The sequence below is a fragment of the Mesorhizobium sp. M1D.F.Ca.ET.231.01.1.1 genome (genome assembly GCF_003999155.2).
Lineage (GTDB): Bacteria > Pseudomonadota > Alphaproteobacteria > Rhizobiales > Rhizobiaceae > Mesorhizobium.
The window spans coordinates 156,066-171,162 of sequence record NZ_RZOZ02000004.1 but is presented as its reverse complement, the minus strand read 5'-3'; the positions used below and the strand labels follow the sequence as shown (position 1 = coordinate 171,162).

The following is a 15,097-nucleotide window of genomic DNA, read 5'->3' as shown; positions in this document are numbered from 1 at the left end:
CGCGCCCGAACCGGACGCGCCATCAAGAGATCATTTCTTCGGCAGCAATTTGATGCCGGGCGCCGGATTTTCCAGCGCATCCTCGTCCTGTCCTGCCGCTGGAATCTCGATCCAGCGATCCGCGGCGTCGCCGCATTCCTGCACCACCGGGAAATAGAGCATCTGCCCCGCCGGCAGATCGGCCGCCAGCGAAGCGCGGAAGACGAACTCGTCATAGAAGTCGTCGGGCAAATTGCCGCCGCTCCAGTCGATTTCCTTGACGCCGGTGGTGAGCGTCTCGCCATAGAGCTGATACGACTTCTCGTATCGGCCTTTCTTGGTCTGCAGCGTCCAGCCGGGCTTCGGCATCGGCTTGACCGAAATGACGCCTTCCGGGATCTGCACGCGAAGCGCGGTCGTCACCTTGCCCTCGCAGCCATGCGGCATGCGCAGGACAGCCTTGTAGGTCGAGCCGACGGCCGCTTCCTGGGTTTCGAGCGTGATGTGCGCAAGCGCGGCATTGGTCCCGAGCACGAAAAGCGCGCCCGCCGCCAAAAGATATGTCTTCATGGATTGTCCCTCTGATTTCGAATTGGCGGATGACGGATCACTCGGCGTGATCGTCAATGCCGCCCATCTCGCCCATGCCTTCGACGGCGAACTCGACGCTGACGCTGCCGGCCTTCTCGAAGGTGAGCGTGGCCGCGAATTTCTCGCCCTGCTTGGGCTGCCGCTTGAGGCCGACGAACATCAGGTGATAGGCGCCGGGCTTCAGCTCGACCTTGCCGCCGGCCGGAATTTCGAGCCCGCCGCTCACCGGCCGCATAGTCATGACGCCGTCCTTGACGCCCATCTCATGCAGTTCGGCCTTGTCGGAGATCTCGGAGGAAATCGACAGCAGCCGGTCGGGCGAGCTGCCTTTGTTGGTGACTGTGAAATAGCCGCCGGCCACCTTGGCGCCGGGCGGCGTGGCGCGCGACCACGGGTGTCCGATTTCGAGGTCACCGGCCTTGAATTCATGCGCCGGGGCGCCGGAAACGCAGGCCAACAGGAGAAGGAGGACGAACACGGCAAGGCTGAGCTGTTCGAAACCGCGCGGACGAGCTTGCGCGCGCGCTGCAGGAAGAAGATTGGACATGGTTGCTCCATGGGTATGAGATCGCGCCGTCATCCGGTCGCGAGCAGTCTGATCTTGGATGAATGCGCCCGCGAAGGTTTTGCGGGTGTTCGTCAGACCGTTGCCGGTGGCGCCCGCGGATTGGCGGGAGAGCGGTCGCGGGCGAAATCGAGATGCCGGAAAGCCAGGGATGGGAAGGCAACCGCTTCGAACGCCGAGGTTCTGGCAAGCGCGCCGCTGTCCGGCGGCGGCAGATGCGCGGTCCAAACCATGCTGCAGCCAAGCGAGCAGCAGGCCGGCATGTGCTGCTGGTGCGGGCCGCCGCCCGGAAGCTTGGCCGCGCCGTCATGCGTGCAGATGACGTTGCCGAAGGCATCGAGCTGTGAAGGCGCGCCGAAGGCGAAGGCGCCGAGCGCCGACTGGAACAACAGCAGCAGCGCCGCGACGAACGCGGCCGGCATGCTCCATCGTCTCAGCCGGATATTCAACGGACTGCCTCTCTCCAGCAACTTGGCCGACCCTAGCATGGGGCCGGCGGCCGGAAAATCGGCAAAACCGGGCTGCGGCAACGCGGCGCGATGCGCCTCGTCAGGCGGGCTGCAGCTGCCGCCCTTCGGGAATCGAGCTGAGCAGCGTCTGGCGCGCCGACTTCAGATGTTTTCGGCACGCGGCATCCACCTTGCCCGGATCGCGCGATTTCAACGCCGCGATATAGGCCAGATGCTCCTGCACCGCGACCTCGTTGCGCTCGCGCTCCTGCGCCTTGTTCCACTGATAGTGATAGTGGAAGATCATCGCGATCACATCGTAGAAATCGACGATGAAGCGGTTGTGCGACGCGCGGTGGATCAGCCGGTGGAAGCGCTCGTCGAGCTCGGAGAATTCGTTGAAGCGCGTGGCGATCTCGCTGGCCAGTCGACGATGTTCGACCTCCAGCCGGTCGAGATCGGCCCAGACCGCGCTATCCTCCGGCAGCGCAACGAAGGCGGCGGCCGATCGCAACTCGAACATCTCCCGGATTTCGGTAAGCTCCAGCGCGAAGGCCCGTGTGAAGCCTTTCAGCACCCAATGGCTGTTGCGCCGCTTCTCGATCAGCCCGAAGCGCGAAAAGCGGATCAGGAATTCGCGCACGCTGGTGGTGCCGACGCCTATCTCGCGCGCCAGCTCGAGCTCGTTGATCTGCATGCCCGCCTCGGCGCCCTCGGCAAGCAGCCGGCGCATGAACGAGCGCTCGATGATCTCGGCCAGCGAATCGGTCTCTTCCTCGGGGAAGAAATCTTCCGGCCGCGGCGACCTCAGCACCGTCTTGTTGCGTTTGTTCCAGGCGATCAGCCCGGTCTCCTCCATGCGCGAAAGGATGCTGCGCACCGTGGTGCGGCTGACGCCGAGCAGCGTGCCGAGCTCGGGCTCCGACGGCAGGCTCTTGGTCTCGTCGAGCAGCCGCAGTCCGCGGTTGAAGGCGTCCTTGTAGACGTTGTTGCTCTTCGACATGCCCCGTATCCCCCAACGCTTGCGGCGGCCGGCCGGAAGCGCGATATGATCGGTGTTCCTAGCGCAAGGCTGCGAAACGCGTAAATCGAATTTCGCCGGCTCGCCAACGGGCAGCCCTGCGCCCAGGGCGCGCGGCGTGCACGATGAAAAAACAATTGACGCAAAAATGTTTTTTCACGATAAAAGACATTATCCCCAAACGGGCGCATGTCAATCCGCCCACTCCCAGGTTTACCCAGGACAGCTGCTCGTGAACGCCGCAAACACCATCCTGCTTTCCCCCGCCGACAATGTCGCGGTCGCCAATGGCCGCATCGAGATCGGCGCTGCATTGCCCGGCGGCGCGGTCGCGATTGCCGCGATCGACCCCGGGCACAAGGTAGCCGTCAAGCCGATCGCGGCTGGCGAGGCAGTGGTGAAATATGCGCAGGCCATCGGCCGCGCTACTCAAGACATCGCGCCGGGCGAGCACGTCCACTCGCACAATCTGGTCTTCGAGAGCGGGCGCCTGCCGGTGGTGCCGCCAAGCGAGGCCGAGCATGCCACCGAGGCCGACCGCAAGCGCACCTTCATGGGTTACCGACGCGCCGACGGTCGCGCCGGAACGCGCAACTTCATCGGCATCATCGCCAGCGTCAACTGCTCGTCCACCGTCTGCCATGCGATCGCCGACGAGGCGAACCGGACGCTTTTGCCGAAATATCCCGGCATCGACGGCTTCGTGCCGATCGTCCATGGCCAGGGTTGCGGCATGAGCGCCACCGGCGATGGCATGATGGTCCTGCACCGCACGCTGGCCGGCTATGCGCGCCATCCGAATTTCGGCGGCGTGCTGATGGTGGGATTAGGCTGCGAGGTCAATCAGCTCACCCTCTACGGCCAGAAGGGCGTCGCGGCCGGAAAACGCCACTTCAACATCCAGGAAGCCGGCGGCTCGCGCAAATCCGTCGAGCGGGCGATGGGCGTGCTGGCCGAGATCGCCGAGGAGGTCGGCCAGCTGCGGCGCGAACCGATCCCGGTCTCGGAGATCGTCGTCGGCCTGCAATGCGGCGGCTCCGACGGCATGTCCGGCATCACCGCCAACCCGGCGCTGGGCGCGGCGGTCGATATCCTCGCCGGCTGCGGCGGCATCGGCATCCTGTCGGAGACCACCGAGATCTACGGCGCCGAGCATCTGCTTGCCTATCGCGCCGCCTCGCCCGAGATCGCCGCCAAGCTCGACAGCTTTGTCAAGTGGTGGGAGGACCATACCGCCAAGCACGGCGCTTCGATCGACAACAACCCCTCGCCCGGCAACAAGCGCGGCGGCCTGACCACCATCCTCGAGAAGTCGCTGGGCGCCGTCGCCAAGGGCGGCCAGACGCCGCTCAACGGCGTCTTCGGCTATGCCGAGAAGGTCAGCGGCAACGGGCTGGTGTTCATGGACACGCCCGGCTACGACCCGGTCTCGGCCACCGGTCAGGTCGCCGGCGGCGCCAACGTCATCGTCTTCACCACCGGCCGCGGCTCCTGCTTCGGCTGCCGGCCGACGCCGTCGATCAAGGTCGCCACCAACTCGACCATGTACCACCAGATGGAAGAGGACATGGACGTCAATTGCGGCGCCATCGCCTCGGGCGAGAAGACCATCGCCGGCATGGGCCGCGAGATCTTCGAACTGATCATCGAGACGGCATCCGGCCGCAAGACCAAGAGCGAAGCGTTCGGCTACGGCGACAACGAGTTCGTGCCCTGGCATCTCGGCGCGACGCTCTAGATCGCCTGCAGCAAAAGATCGCTGGCTGAGGAACGCAGTCGGCAAATGGGAGGCTTTGATGAACAAACGCCGGATCGGCGAGACCGCGCTCGAAGTTACCGAGATCAGCTTCGGCGGCGCTGCCATCGGCGGGCTCTATCGCGCCTGTCCGCGCGAGCCCGCCATGGAAACGCTGCAGACGGCCTGGGATGGCGGCCTGCGCTACTTCGACACCGCGCCCTTCTACGGCTTCGGCCTGTCGGAGCGCCGGACCGGCGATTTCCTGCGTGAGAAGCCGCGCTCCTCCTACGTGCTTTCGACCAAGGTCGGGCGCCTGTTCCGGCCGGTGCCGCAGGATCAGGTTCCCGATCACTCCTATGTCGATCCGCTGCCGTTCGCGCTCGACTACGACTATTCCTACGACGGCATCATGCGCTCGGTGGATTTTTCCTACGCGCGGCTCGGCCTCAACAGAATAGACATCCTGTTCGTCCACGACATCGGCACCTACACGCATGGCGTCGAGGCGACGAAAATCCATTTCCGCCAGTTGATGGAAGGCGGGCTGAAGGCGCTGGAGGAGCTGAAATCGTCCGGCACGATCTCGGCCTACGGCCTCGGCGTCAACGAGGTCCGGATCTGCCTCGACGTGCTTCGGCGCGCGCCGCTCGACTGCATCCTGCTTGCCAGCCGCTATTCGCTGCTCGACCGCAGCGCCGAAGCCGAGCTGCTGCCGCTCTGCCGCGAGCGCAAGACCTCGCTGATCATCGGCGGTGTCTTCAACTCGGGCATATTGGCGACGGGCCCGGTGCACGGCGCGCATTTCGATTACCTGCCGGCGAGCAAGGATGTACTCGACCGGGTCGGCGCTATGGAAAGGATCGCGGGAGAAGGCGGATACCCGCTGGCCGCCGCCGCGTTCCAGTTCCCGCTGCACGAGCCGGTCGTCGCCTCGGTGCTCACCGGCACGGCCAAGCCCGCCAATCTGACGCGCAACCTCGAACTGCTTGACGTCGAGGTGCCGCCGACGGAGTTCGCCAAATACGATCCCTATACGATCGTGCAGCAGCTCGGCTGAGATCCGGTGCCGCGCTCCCGCCCGCCATCACGCAAACGGCACCAAACAGCGCTTGCATCCGCCCGACCTTTGCACTATCAAAATATAGCAAATGTTTTTTATTGATAAAGTTCTGTTTGGGCCGCGCCTATCCAGACGGAACATCTGCAACCCTAACCAGGCGACCTAGGGAGGATCCTAAATGAAATTCGTGACCAGCCTTCTCAACCGCCGCGCTTTCGTGGCGCTTGCTGCCGCCTCGATGCTCGCAGGCGCGCTGCATTCAGCGCCGGCTTCGGCCGCAGACGTAACCATTCCGATCATCGTCAAGGACACCACTTCCTTCTACTGGCAGATCGTGCTGGCCGGCGCCCGCAAGGCCGGCAAGGATCTCGGCGTCAACGTGCCGGAGCTCGGCGCCCAGGCCGAGACCGACGTCAACGGCCAGATCTCGATCCTCGAGAACGCCGTCGCCGGCAATCCCGCCGCGGTCGTGATCGCGCCGACCGAGGCCAAGGCGCTCGGCAAGCCGATCGATGAGGCAGCTTCCAAGGTCAAGGTCATCGGCATCGACTCCAGCGCCGAATCCAAGGCCTTCACCTCCTTCCTGACCACCGACAACGTCCAGGGCGGTCGCGTCGCGGCTGACGGTCTGGCGGCAGCGATCGGCGCGGCCAATGGCGGCAAGGTCGAAGGCAAGGTGGCGCTGATCACCGCTCTCCCCGGCGCTGGCTCCCTCGAGCAGCGCGCGCAAGGCTTCAAGGAGCAGCTCAAGGCGAAATATCCCGGCCTCGAGCTCGTCGCCGACAAGTACGCCGACGGCCAGGCCACGACCGGCCTCAACATCGCGACCGACCTGATCACCGCCAATCCGGACCTCAAGGGCATCTTCGCCTCGAACCTGATCATGGCGCAGGGCGTCGGCCAGGCGATCGCCGAGAACAACCTTGCCGGCAAGGTGGCGCTGATCGGCTTCGACAGCGACGAGAAGCTGATCAAGTTCTTGAACGACGGCGTCATCTCCGGCCTCGTCGTCCAGGATCCATACCGGATGGGTTACGACGGCATCAAGACCGCTTTAGCCGCCTCGAAGGGCGAGAAGGTCGAGGCCAATGTCGACACCGGCGCCAACCTCGTCACCAAGGACAACATGAAGGAACCGAAGATCGACGCGCTGCTCAACCCGAAGCTGAACTGAGATCTTCGCGACAAGTCGTTTCCGGGGCCTCGGCGCCCCGGAAACATCCGTTAGCGGCGGCTTGGCAATTTGCCCGCTTGGTTTACGCTGCGCATTCTGGATGCGCGCTAGACGCATCGCTGCGTATCCTACAGTTAGGATCAATCTGGGAGGATTGTCATGACGTCGACGGCGCAGGAACTGCACCCCGCACCCACGCTGGAGCCCGGCAGGACGATCCTCGAACTGCGGGGGCTCGAAAAGCGCTACCCCGGCACGCATGCGCTGAAGCCCGTGAACCTTGCCTTCAAGGCGGCCGAGATCCACGCCATCGTCGGCGAGAACGGCGCCGGCAAATCGACGCTCATCAAGTTGCTCACCGGCGTCATGCCGCGCACCTCCGGCGAGGTCATCTGGGAAGGCAAGCCCGAGGCGCTCGCCACGCCGCATGAGGCGATGGCGCTCGGCATCAATGCCGTCCACCAGGAGGTGGTGCTGTGCCGCCACCTGACCGTCGCCGCCAACATGTTCCTCGGCGAGGAGAATTCCCGCTTCGGCCTGTTGCAGCAGCGCGCCATGGTCAAGGAAGCGCAGAAGATCATCGACGGCCTCGGCTTCGATCTGCCGGCGCATGTCGTTCTCGGCGACCTCACCATCGGCCAGCAGCAGCTGATCGCCGCCGCTCGCGCCACCGTGCGCGGCACAAAATTCCTGATCTTCGACGAGCCGACCGCCTATCTCACCCGCAAGGAAGCCGACCAGCTTTTCAAGCTGATCCGCCGGCTGAAGGGCGAAGGCGTCACCATCATCTATATCAGCCATCGCATGGAGGAAGTGTTCGAGCTCGCCGACCGCGTCTCGGTGCTGCGCGACGGCACCCTCGTCGGCACCCGCGACATCGCCGAGACCAGCGAGCCGGAGTTGGTCAAGCTGATGATCAACCGCTCGATCGAGCAGATCTACCACAAGGAGCATTTCACGCCGGGCGCTGCTATCGCCGAGACCCGGAACCTTTCCGGCAAGGGTTTCGAGAACGTCTCGGTGACCGTCCGCGCCGGCGAGATCGTCGGCCTCTACGGCCTGATCGGCGCCGGCCGCAGCGAGTTCGTCACCACGCTCTACGGTCGTCACAGGAAGTCGGCCGGCCAGGTGTTTTGGCAAGGCAAGGAGGTGCAGGTCAATTCCGAGCATGACGCGATAAGGCTCGGAATGGCGCTGGCGCCGGAAAGCCGCCGCGACCAGGGCCTTTGCCTCAACCTGCCGGTCGGCATGAACCTCAACCTGCCGATCTACAAGCGCATCTCGAACAACCTTCTGATCTCCGGCTCGCGCGAGAAGGCCGAGGCCGACCGCCAAATCGCGGATCTCAGGATCAAGACGCCGACACGCCACGCGCTTGCCTCCAGCCTGTCGGGCGGCAACCAGCAGAAGATCGTCATCGGCAAATGGCTGGCGCATGGCGCCAAGCTGTTCATCTTCGACGAGCCGACGGTCGGCGTCGATGTCGGCACCAAGGCCGAGATCTACCGCCTGTTCTCGACGCTGCTGTCGAAGGGCGCCGGCATCATCCTGATCTCGTCCTATCTGCCGGAAGTCTACGAGCTCGCCGACACGCTGCACGTGTTCCGGCGCGGCAAGCTGGTCGCCACGCATGGTTTCCGCACCGCCAGCCACGAGGACATTTTGGGTCAGGCACTGGCCGAGAAACAAGAAAAGTCGGGAGGACAAAAATGAGCACCGAGGCGATCCCCGCCGAAAAATCCAAGCGCAATTTCAATGCCCTGTTCGGGCTGACGCTGCTTGGCCTGCTGCTCCTGATGTGGATCGTGCTGGCCCTCGCCACGCCATCCTTCGCCACGGCGCTCAACATCACCAACCTTTTGCGCCAGGGCTCGCTGATCGCCATCCTGGCGGTCGGCCAGACCTTCGTCATCATCACCGGCGGCATCGACCTTTCGGTCGGCGCCGTCGTCGGCTTCACCACCGTCATCGTCGCGCTTCTGATCAATGCCGGCTGGCCGATCTGGGCGGCGGTGCTGATCACCTTGCTGACCGGCGTCGCCATCGGCCTGTTCCATGGCTTCGGCATCGTCAAGATGGGCCTGCCGCCCTTCATCATCACGCTGGCCACCATGACCTCGCTGCGCGGCATCGGCTTGCTGATGACCAACGGCAACTCGATCTCGATCAACAGCGATCCGTTCCAGGCTTTCTCGCGCGGCTCCTTGCTCGGCATCCCCTATCTGTTCTGGATGGTGATCCTGGTCGCGATACCGTCCTATGTCTTCCTGCATCACACGCGCTGGGGCCGCTATCTGTTCTCGGTCGGCTCCAACGCGGAGGCCGCTCGCCTGTCGGGCGTGAACGTGCCGCGCACCATCTTCATGGCCTATATCCTGTCCGGCCTGCTCGCCGCTTTCGTCGGCGTGCTGCTGGCATCGCGCATCGGCATCGGCAACCCGACGCAGGGCGACACCTACGAGCTGCAGGCTATCGCCTCCTCGGTGATCGGCGGCACCTCGCTGTTCGGCGCCATCGGCTCGGTGCATGGACCGCTGATCGGCTCCTTCATCCTTTCGACGATCAACAACGGCGCCAACCTGCTCAACGTCAACACCTTCTGGCAGCGCGTCATCACCGGCGTCCTTATCATCGTCATCGTCTACTTCGACGGCCTGCGCCGTCGCGGCAAATAGTCGTTCCTGAACCAGAACGCCGACCTCGACCGACCGAGGCCGGCGTTCTCGCAAATACTGGATCAGCGCATGAAAGCCGTCGTCTGCCGCTCGCCCGGCGAACTTGTCCTCGAAGACCGCCCTGAGCCCGCCGCGCCGCCCCCCGGTTGGGCGCGGGTCGCGGTCAGCCATGTCGGCATCTGCGGCACCGACTATCATATCTTCGAAGGCAAGCACCCGTTCCTCGCCTACCCGCGCATCATGGGCCACGAGGTCTCGGGTACGGTCGTGGAGAGGAGTGACGGCGTCGACCTTGCCATCGGCGAACCGGTGATCATCAACCCCTATCTCGCATGCGGCAAGTGCATCGCCTGCCGGCACGGCAAGCCGAACTGCTGCGTCCGGATCGAGGTGCTCGGCGTGCATCGCGACGGCGCCATGTGCGACGAGGTCCTCGTGCCGGCGCAAAACCTTTACCCGGCAAACGGCCTGTCGCTGGCCGATGCGGCCGCGGTCGAATTCCTGGCGATCGGCGCGCACGCGGTGCGGCGCTCGCTTGGCGCGCCCGGCCAGCGCACGCTGGTCATCGGCGCCGGCCCGATCGGCCTCGGCACGGCCCTGTTTGCACGCATCGCCGGGCTCGACGTCAGCCTGCTCGACATGAGCACCGAACGGCTCGGCTTCGCCGAAAGCGCGCTCGGCTTTGCGGCGCTCGACGCCTCGAAAGCCCCGGCGGCCGAACTGGTGCGGCAGTCGACCGGCGGCGAAGGCTTCGACCTGGTGTTCGACGCCACCGGCAACACCCAGTCGGTGCAGTCGGCCTTCGCCCATGTCGCGCATGGCGGCACGCTGGTGCTGGTCAGCGTCGTCAAGGACGATATCACCTTCTCCGACCCCGAGTTCCACAAGCGCGAGATGACGCTGGTCGGCAGCCGCAATGCGCTCAAAGCCGATTTCGACCATGTCGCCGCCTCGATCCGCGACGGCGCCGTGCCGCTGGCCAAACTCGTCACCCACCGCACGACGCTTGCCGGCACGCCGCGCGATCTCGCACGCTGGGCGCATGAGAAATCAGGGCTGATCAAGGCCGTCATCGAGGTCGGGTAGACCAACTAATCGTTGGCCGAAAGCCTCAGTTCCACCCGCTCCGCCGGAAACCGCGATTCGGCGAACTGGATCGGCTGGCCGTCCAGCGTGACGTTGACGGCGACCGTAACCAGCACGATGGCGCCCGGCTGCAGGTCGAGATCGGCGAGGTCGTCGGCGTCGGCGTGGCGCGCCGAGAGCACGGTTGATTGCCGCAGGTAATCATTGATGCCGAAGCGCTTGAGCGAAGCAGTGATCGATCCCGTCTCCGCCATCGCCGCCTCGATGCCGGCGAAACGTTGTGCATCGAACCACGTCGTTGCCCGCGACACCGGATGCCCGTCGGCCTCTCCGCGCGTTTCCAAACGGATAACCGCTACCCCCCTGGCGATGCCGAGCGCCTCGGCGATGCGCCGGTCGGCCGGCTCGGTCGATGACGACAGCAACGCGATGTGGCGCTCGCTCGTCTGCCCCTGCAGCCCGGTCGAGAAGCGCGTGCGGGCGCCGATCGGATAGGACAGCCGCTTGCGCGACAGGACGAAGGTGCCGCGCCCCTGCTCGGCCCTCAGCACACCTTCCTGCACCAGCGCGGCAATGGCGCTGCGCACCGTGTGACGGTTGACACCGTAGCGCTCGGCCAGGACGACCTCGGGCGGCAGCGCCGCATTCTCGACGAAATCGCCGCTCGCGATGCCCTGCAATATCTTGTCGGCGATCTGCCGCCACAGCGAGACGCCGCTGCGCCTTTCGATGCTGCTTGCCAGCCCCGTCATTTTCCCGCCCCCAACGTCTTCGCCCTAACTTTTGCGCCTCTTGTCATCCACCCGTCATGGACTCCCGCTAGGAGATGAATATAATTTGTATAGTTGTCTATATCAATAGACAAATTATCCCATACGAGGAGTGAAAGCGATGCGAGGACAGGAAGCGCGCGAGCAGACCGAGCGGAAGGCCGTGATGGCGACGCTCGCGCACGCGGCGCCCCATGAGATCGCGCGCCTTTGGAACGGCTCCGGCCTGCCCTCGGAAGCCGAACTGCTGCGCGGCCCCGAAACCGGACTGGTGACGGTGCGCGGACGGATCGGCGGCGGCGGCGCGCCGTTCAATGTCGGCGAGGCGACCGTCACCCGCGCCACTGTCCGGCTGCCCTCGGGACAGGTCGGCCATTCCTATGCGCTCGGCCGCGACAAGGCCAAGGCAAAGCTCGCGGCGATCGCCGACGCGCTCTGGCAGGACCCGGCCCATCGCGAAGCGGTCGAGACCAAGCTCGTCGCGCCGCTGCGCGCAGCGCTCGATGCATCGCGCGACAAACGCCGCGTCGAAACGGCGGCCACGAAAGTCGATTTCTTCACCATGGTGCGCGGAGAGGACTGATGGGTATCGCCACGCAATCGGTCGAAGGCGGCTTCGCCGATCCGGTCTTCAACGCGCAAACCGTGTTCCGCGCCGTCATGGACGCGATGGCGCGCCCCGGCAGCGTTCAGGCTCTGTCGCCGCTCGCCCATCCGCCGGCGCCGCTGTCGGCGACCGCAGGCGCCGTGGCGCTGGCCCTCTGCGACAACGACACGCCGATCTGGCTCGACCTGCGGCTGCAGGCAGAAGCCGCCGTAAAAGCGTGGCTCGGCTTCCACACTGGTGCGCCTTTGGCCAACACGCCGGCCGATGCGCATTTCGCTTTGATCGCCAACCCTGCGGAGATGGCGGCGCTCGACGGCTTTTCGCAAGGCACGCAGGAATACCCGGATCGCTCGACGACGCTGATCCTTTTGGTCGACGATCTCGCCTCCGGTCAGTCGCTGCTGCTCGAAGGCCCCGGCATCGAGACGACCGCGATGATCGCGCCGACAGGCATGCCGCGCCATTTCGTCGAGCAGTGGAAGCAGAACAACCAGCGTTTCCCGCGCGGCGTCGACATCATCCTGGCGGCGCCCAGCGGCCTCGCCTGCCTGCCGCGCACCACCCGCATCAAGACGATGGAGGCCTGACATGTATGTCGCGGTGAAAGGCGGCGAGGCCGCAATCGCCAATGCGCACCGCCTGCTGGCCGACCGGCGGCGCGGCGACCGGTCGGTTCCGGCGCTGCGCCTCGACCAGATCGTCGAGCAGCTGGCGCTCGGCGTCGACCGGGTGATGAGCGAAGGCTCGCTCTACGATCGCGAGCTCGCGGCTTTGGCCGTCGTCCAGGCGCGCGGAGACATGATCGAGGCGATCTTCCTGGTGCGCGCCTACCGCACCACGCTGCCGCGCTTTGGCTACACCAACCCGCTCGATACCGGCGCCATGCAGGTCGAGCGGCGGGTGTCGGCCACCTACAAGGACCTGCCCGGCGGCCAGGTGCTCGGCCCGACCTTCGACTACACACACCGTTTGCTCGATCCCGAGCTCGCCGCCGACGCCGAGGTCGAAACGCCGGCCCAGCGCCCGGCCGAGGCCGAGCCCATGCCGCGCGTCTCGGCGATCCTCGCCCGCGAGGGCCTGATCGAGGCAGATGGCAACATGCCCGGCGAGCATGTTCCCGGCGACATCACCCGCGAGCCGCTGCAGTTCCCGATGGCGCGTGACGTCCGCTTGCAGGCGCTGTCGCGCGGCGACGAGGGTTTTCTGCTGGCGCTCGGCTATTCGACGCAGCGCGGCTATGCCCGCAACCATCCTTTCGTCGGCGAGGTGCGCATCGGCGAGGTCGAGCTGGAGCTGGATGTGCCGGAGCTACCCTTCGCCGTGCCTTTGGGATCCATCCGCGTCACCGAATGCCAGATGGTCAACCAGTTCAAGGGTTCGGCCAACGCGCCGCCGCAATTCACCCGCGGCTACGGCCTGGTCTTCGGCCAGAGCGAGCGCAAGGCGATGGCCATGGCGCTATGCGACCGGGCGCTGCGCGCGAGCGAGCTCGGCGAGGATGTGGTCGCCGCTGCGCAGGACGAGGAGTTCGTCATCTCGCATTCCGACAACGTCCAGGCGACCGGCTTCGTCGAGCATCTGAAGCTGCCGCATTATGTCGACTTCCAGGCCGAGCTCGACCTGGTCCGCCGCATGCGCGCCGAATACGAGGCGCGGGAAAACCAGGACAAGGCCGAAGAGAAGAGGGAGGCCGCGGAATGAACGCGCAATCGACCGACATCGCGACCTACAACTTCGCCTATCTCGACGAGCAGACCAAGCGGATGATCCGCCGCGCCATCCTGAAGGGCATCGCCATCCCCGGCTACCAGGTGCCCTTCGCCTCGCGCGAGATGCCGATGCCCTATGGCTGGGGTACCGGCGGCGTCCAGGTTACCGCCTCGATCATCGGCCCGTACGACGTGCTGAAGGTCATCGACCAAGGCGCCGACGACACCACCAACGCCGTCTCGATCCGCGCCTTCTTCAAGAAGGTCGCCAAGGTCGCCGTCACCACCGAGACGGCGGCGGCAACGATCATCCAGACCCGCCACCGCATCCCCGAGCATCCGCTCACCGCGGGCCAAATTCTGGTCTTCCAGGTGCCGATCCCCGAGCCGCTGCGTTTCCTCGAGCCGCGCGAGACCGAGACGCGCAAGATGCATGCGCTGGAGGAATACGGCCTCATGCATGTGAAGCTCTATGAGGACATCGCCAGGCACGGCCGCATCGCCACCACCTATGCCTATCCGGTCAAGGTCGAGGGCCGCTATGTGATGGATCCCTCGCCGACGCCGAAATTCGACAATCCGAAGATGCATCGTTCGCCGGCCTTGCAGCTGTTCGGCGCCGGACGCGAGAAGCGCATCTATGCGCTGCCGCCCTTCACCGACGTCGTTAGCCTCGATTTCGAGGACCATCCCTTCGAGGTGCAGACCTTCGACCAGCCATGCGCGCTCTGCGCTGCCGAGAATGTCTATCTCGACGAGGTCATCCTCGACGACCATGGCGGCCACATGTTCGTCTGCTCGGACACCGACCACTGCGAGAAGCGCCGCGCCGATGGCCATCGCGGCCACCTTGCGCCTGACGCCCAACTTGCTCTCGAAAAAACGGAGCCGGCCGAATGACCGACGAACCGCTGCTGCGCGTCTCCGCGCTCTCCAAATTCTACGGCTCGCGCGTCGGCTGCGAGGGCATCTCCTTCGATCTCTGGCCGGGCGAGGTCCTGGCGGTGGTCGGTGAGTCCGGCTCGGGCAAGACGACGCTGCTCAACTGCCTGTCGACGCGGCTGCTGCCCTCCTCCGGCACTGCGAGCTACCGCATGCGCGACGGCCAGTGGCGCGAGCTCTACCGGATGAGCGAGGCGGAGCGCCGCTTCCTGATGCGCACCGACTGGGGCTTTGTCCATCAGAACCCGGCCGACGGGCTGCGCATGACGGTGTCGGCCGGCGCCAATGTCGGCGAGAGGCTGATGGCGGTGGGCGACCGCCACTACGGCAGGATCCGCGCCACCGCGGTCGACTGGCTGTCGCGCGTCGAGATCGACGAGGACCGCATCGACGACGAGCCGCGCGCCTTTTCCGGCGGCATGCGCCAGCGCCTGCAGATCGCCCGCAACCTGGTGACAGGGCCGCGCCTGGTGTTCATGGACGAGCCGACCGGCGGCCTCGACGTCTCCGTGCAGGCGCGCCTGCTCGACCTGCTGCGCGGCCTGGTCACCGATCTTGGCCTTGCCGCGATCGTGGTTACCCATGACCTGGCCGTGGCGCGGCTGCTCTCGCAGCGCATGATGGTGATGAAGGACGGCCGCGTCGTCGAAAGCGGCCTCACCGACCGCGTCCTCGACGACCCGCGGGCGCCTTACACTCAGTTGCTTGTTTCTTCCATCCTGCAGGTGTGA

Annotated in this window: 16 protein-coding genes; 11 read left to right on the top strand and 5 right to left on the bottom strand. The window is 65.5% G+C overall.

Annotated features, from left to right (window positions below):
- Positions 1 to 30 precede the first annotated feature (30 nt).
- From EN874_RS13370 to EN874_RS13355, 4 genes are all read right to left on the bottom strand, one after another.
- Complete coding sequence (locus EN874_RS13370) at positions 31 to 549, bottom strand: YcnI family protein (protein ID WP_127425159.1); 519 nt, start codon at positions 547 to 549, stop codon at positions 31 to 33.
- Between the two features lie 37 nt (positions 550 to 586).
- Complete coding sequence (locus tag EN874_RS13365) at positions 587 to 1,117, bottom strand: copper chaperone PCu(A)C (RefSeq protein ID WP_127425158.1); 531 nt, start codon at positions 1,115 to 1,117, stop codon at positions 587 to 589.
- 92 nt (positions 1,118 to 1,209) lie between these two features.
- Positions 1,210 to 1,557, bottom strand: a complete 348-nt coding sequence (locus EN874_RS13360; RefSeq protein WP_127425157.1) for a hypothetical protein — start codon at positions 1,555 to 1,557, stop codon at positions 1,210 to 1,212.
- A 127-nt stretch (positions 1,558 to 1,684) separates the two neighbouring features.
- On the bottom strand, positions 1,685 to 2,587 hold the full coding sequence (locus EN874_RS13355; protein ID WP_126087565.1) for a GntR family transcriptional regulator: 903 nt from the start codon (positions 2,585 to 2,587) through the stop codon (positions 1,685 to 1,687).
- Between the two features lie 250 nt (positions 2,588 to 2,837).
- Between EN874_RS13355 and EN874_RS13350 the strand changes: the two genes are divergently transcribed.
- The 6 genes from EN874_RS13350 to EN874_RS13325 all read left to right on the top strand — a co-directional run bounded on the left by EN874_RS13350 (position 2,838) and on the right by EN874_RS13325 (position 10,338).
- Positions 2,838 to 4,343 (top strand): altronate dehydratase family protein, encoded by a 1,506-nt coding sequence (locus tag EN874_RS13350; protein ID WP_127425156.1) that lies wholly within the window; start codon positions 2,838 to 2,840, stop codon positions 4,341 to 4,343.
- 58 nt (positions 4,344 to 4,401) lie between these two features.
- Positions 4,402 to 5,400 (top strand): aldo/keto reductase, encoded by a 999-nt coding sequence (locus tag EN874_RS13345; RefSeq protein WP_127425155.1) that lies wholly within the window; start codon positions 4,402 to 4,404, stop codon positions 5,398 to 5,400.
- 181 nt (positions 5,401 to 5,581) lie between these two features.
- On the top strand, positions 5,582 to 6,577 hold the full coding sequence (locus EN874_RS13340) for an ABC transporter substrate-binding protein (protein ID WP_126087562.1): 996 nt from the start codon (positions 5,582 to 5,584) through the stop codon (positions 6,575 to 6,577).
- 159 nt (positions 6,578 to 6,736) lie between these two features.
- Positions 6,737 to 8,290, top strand: a complete 1,554-nt coding sequence (locus EN874_RS13335; RefSeq protein ID WP_127425154.1) for a sugar ABC transporter ATP-binding protein — start codon at positions 6,737 to 6,739, stop codon at positions 8,288 to 8,290.
- The gene (locus tag EN874_RS13330) at positions 8,287 to 9,252 is read left to right on the top strand and encodes an ABC transporter permease (RefSeq protein ID WP_126087560.1); all 966 of its coding nucleotides are present in this window, start codon (positions 8,287 to 8,289) and stop codon (positions 9,250 to 9,252) included. Before EN874_RS13335 ends, EN874_RS13330 begins: the two co-directional genes overlap by 4 nt.
- A gap of 69 nt (positions 9,253 to 9,321) precedes the next feature.
- Positions 9,322 to 10,338, top strand: a complete 1,017-nt coding sequence (locus EN874_RS13325) for a zinc-binding alcohol dehydrogenase family protein (protein ID WP_127425153.1) — start codon at positions 9,322 to 9,324, stop codon at positions 10,336 to 10,338.
- A gap of 5 nt (positions 10,339 to 10,343) precedes the next feature.
- On the opposite strand, the gene phnF is transcribed toward EN874_RS13325, so the two are convergent.
- On the bottom strand, positions 10,344 to 11,090 hold the full coding sequence (gene phnF / locus EN874_RS13320; protein WP_127425152.1) for a phosphonate metabolism transcriptional regulator PhnF: 747 nt from the start codon (positions 11,088 to 11,090) through the stop codon (positions 10,344 to 10,346).
- 139 nt (positions 11,091 to 11,229) lie between these two features.
- Here phnF and phnG point away from each other — a divergent pair, with 139 nt between their 5' ends.
- From phnG to phnK, 5 genes are read left to right on the top strand one after another with little or no spacing between them, the layout of a single operon-like run.
- The gene (phnG, locus tag EN874_RS13315) at positions 11,230 to 11,691 is read left to right on the top strand and encodes a phosphonate C-P lyase system protein PhnG (protein ID WP_127425151.1); all 462 of its coding nucleotides are present in this window, start codon (positions 11,230 to 11,232) and stop codon (positions 11,689 to 11,691) included.
- The gene (gene phnH, locus EN874_RS13310; protein ID WP_127425150.1) at positions 11,691 to 12,302 is read left to right on the top strand and encodes a phosphonate C-P lyase system protein PhnH; all 612 of its coding nucleotides are present in this window, start codon (positions 11,691 to 11,693) and stop codon (positions 12,300 to 12,302) included. Before phnG ends, phnH begins: the two co-directional genes overlap by 1 nt.
- Position 12,303: 1 nt before the next feature.
- Entirely contained in the window at positions 12,304 to 13,416 is a 1,113-nt protein-coding gene (locus EN874_RS13305; protein WP_127425149.1) for a carbon-phosphorus lyase complex subunit PhnI, read from the top strand.
- Positions 13,413 to 14,324, top strand: a complete 912-nt coding sequence (locus EN874_RS13300; protein WP_127425148.1) for an alpha-D-ribose 1-methylphosphonate 5-phosphate C-P-lyase PhnJ — start codon at positions 13,413 to 13,415, stop codon at positions 14,322 to 14,324. Before EN874_RS13305 ends, EN874_RS13300 begins: the two co-directional genes overlap by 4 nt.
- Entirely contained in the window at positions 14,321 to 15,097 is a 777-nt protein-coding gene (gene phnK, locus EN874_RS13295) for a phosphonate C-P lyase system protein PhnK (protein WP_127425147.1), read from the top strand. The genes EN874_RS13300 and phnK overlap by 4 nt, the downstream gene beginning before the upstream one ends.

Bases quoted from the DNA above. Each gene is read 5' to 3' on its own strand.
- phnG (WP_127425151.1), top strand. From the start codon at position 11,230: ATGCGAGGACAGGAAGCGCGCGAGCAGACCGAGCGGAAGGCCGTGATG.
- EN874_RS13370 (WP_127425159.1), bottom strand. From the start codon at position 549: ATGAAGACATATCTTTTGGCGGCGGGCGCGCTTTTCGTGCTCGGGACC.
- phnF (WP_127425152.1), bottom strand. From the start codon at position 11,090: ATGACGGGGCTGGCAAGCAGCATCGAAAGGCGCAGCGGCGTCTCGCTG.
- phnH (WP_127425150.1), top strand. From the start codon at position 11,691: ATGGGTATCGCCACGCAATCGGTCGAAGGCGGCTTCGCCGATCCGGTC.
- EN874_RS13325 (WP_127425153.1), top strand. From the start codon at position 9,322: ATGAAAGCCGTCGTCTGCCGCTCGCCCGGCGAACTTGTCCTCGAAGAC.
- EN874_RS13300 (WP_127425148.1), top strand. From the start codon at position 13,413: ATGAACGCGCAATCGACCGACATCGCGACCTACAACTTCGCCTATCTC.
- EN874_RS13305 (WP_127425149.1), top strand. From the start codon at position 12,304: ATGTATGTCGCGGTGAAAGGCGGCGAGGCCGCAATCGCCAATGCGCAC.
- EN874_RS13340 (WP_126087562.1), top strand. From the start codon at position 5,582: ATGAAATTCGTGACCAGCCTTCTCAACCGCCGCGCTTTCGTGGCGCTT.
- EN874_RS13365 (WP_127425158.1), bottom strand. From the start codon at position 1,117: ATGTCCAATCTTCTTCCTGCAGCGCGCGCGCAAGCTCGTCCGCGCGGT.
- EN874_RS13330 (WP_126087560.1), top strand. From the start codon at position 8,287: ATGAGCACCGAGGCGATCCCCGCCGAAAAATCCAAGCGCAATTTCAAT.
- phnK (WP_127425147.1), top strand. From the start codon at position 14,321: ATGACCGACGAACCGCTGCTGCGCGTCTCCGCGCTCTCCAAATTCTAC.
- EN874_RS13355 (WP_126087565.1), bottom strand. From the start codon at position 2,587: ATGTCGAAGAGCAACAACGTCTACAAGGACGCCTTCAACCGCGGACTG.
- EN874_RS13345 (WP_127425155.1), top strand. From the start codon at position 4,402: ATGAACAAACGCCGGATCGGCGAGACCGCGCTCGAAGTTACCGAGATC.
- EN874_RS13360 (WP_127425157.1), bottom strand. From the start codon at position 1,557: ATGCCGGCCGCGTTCGTCGCGGCGCTGCTGCTGTTGTTCCAGTCGGCG.
- EN874_RS13335 (WP_127425154.1), top strand. From the start codon at position 6,737: ATGACGTCGACGGCGCAGGAACTGCACCCCGCACCCACGCTGGAGCCC.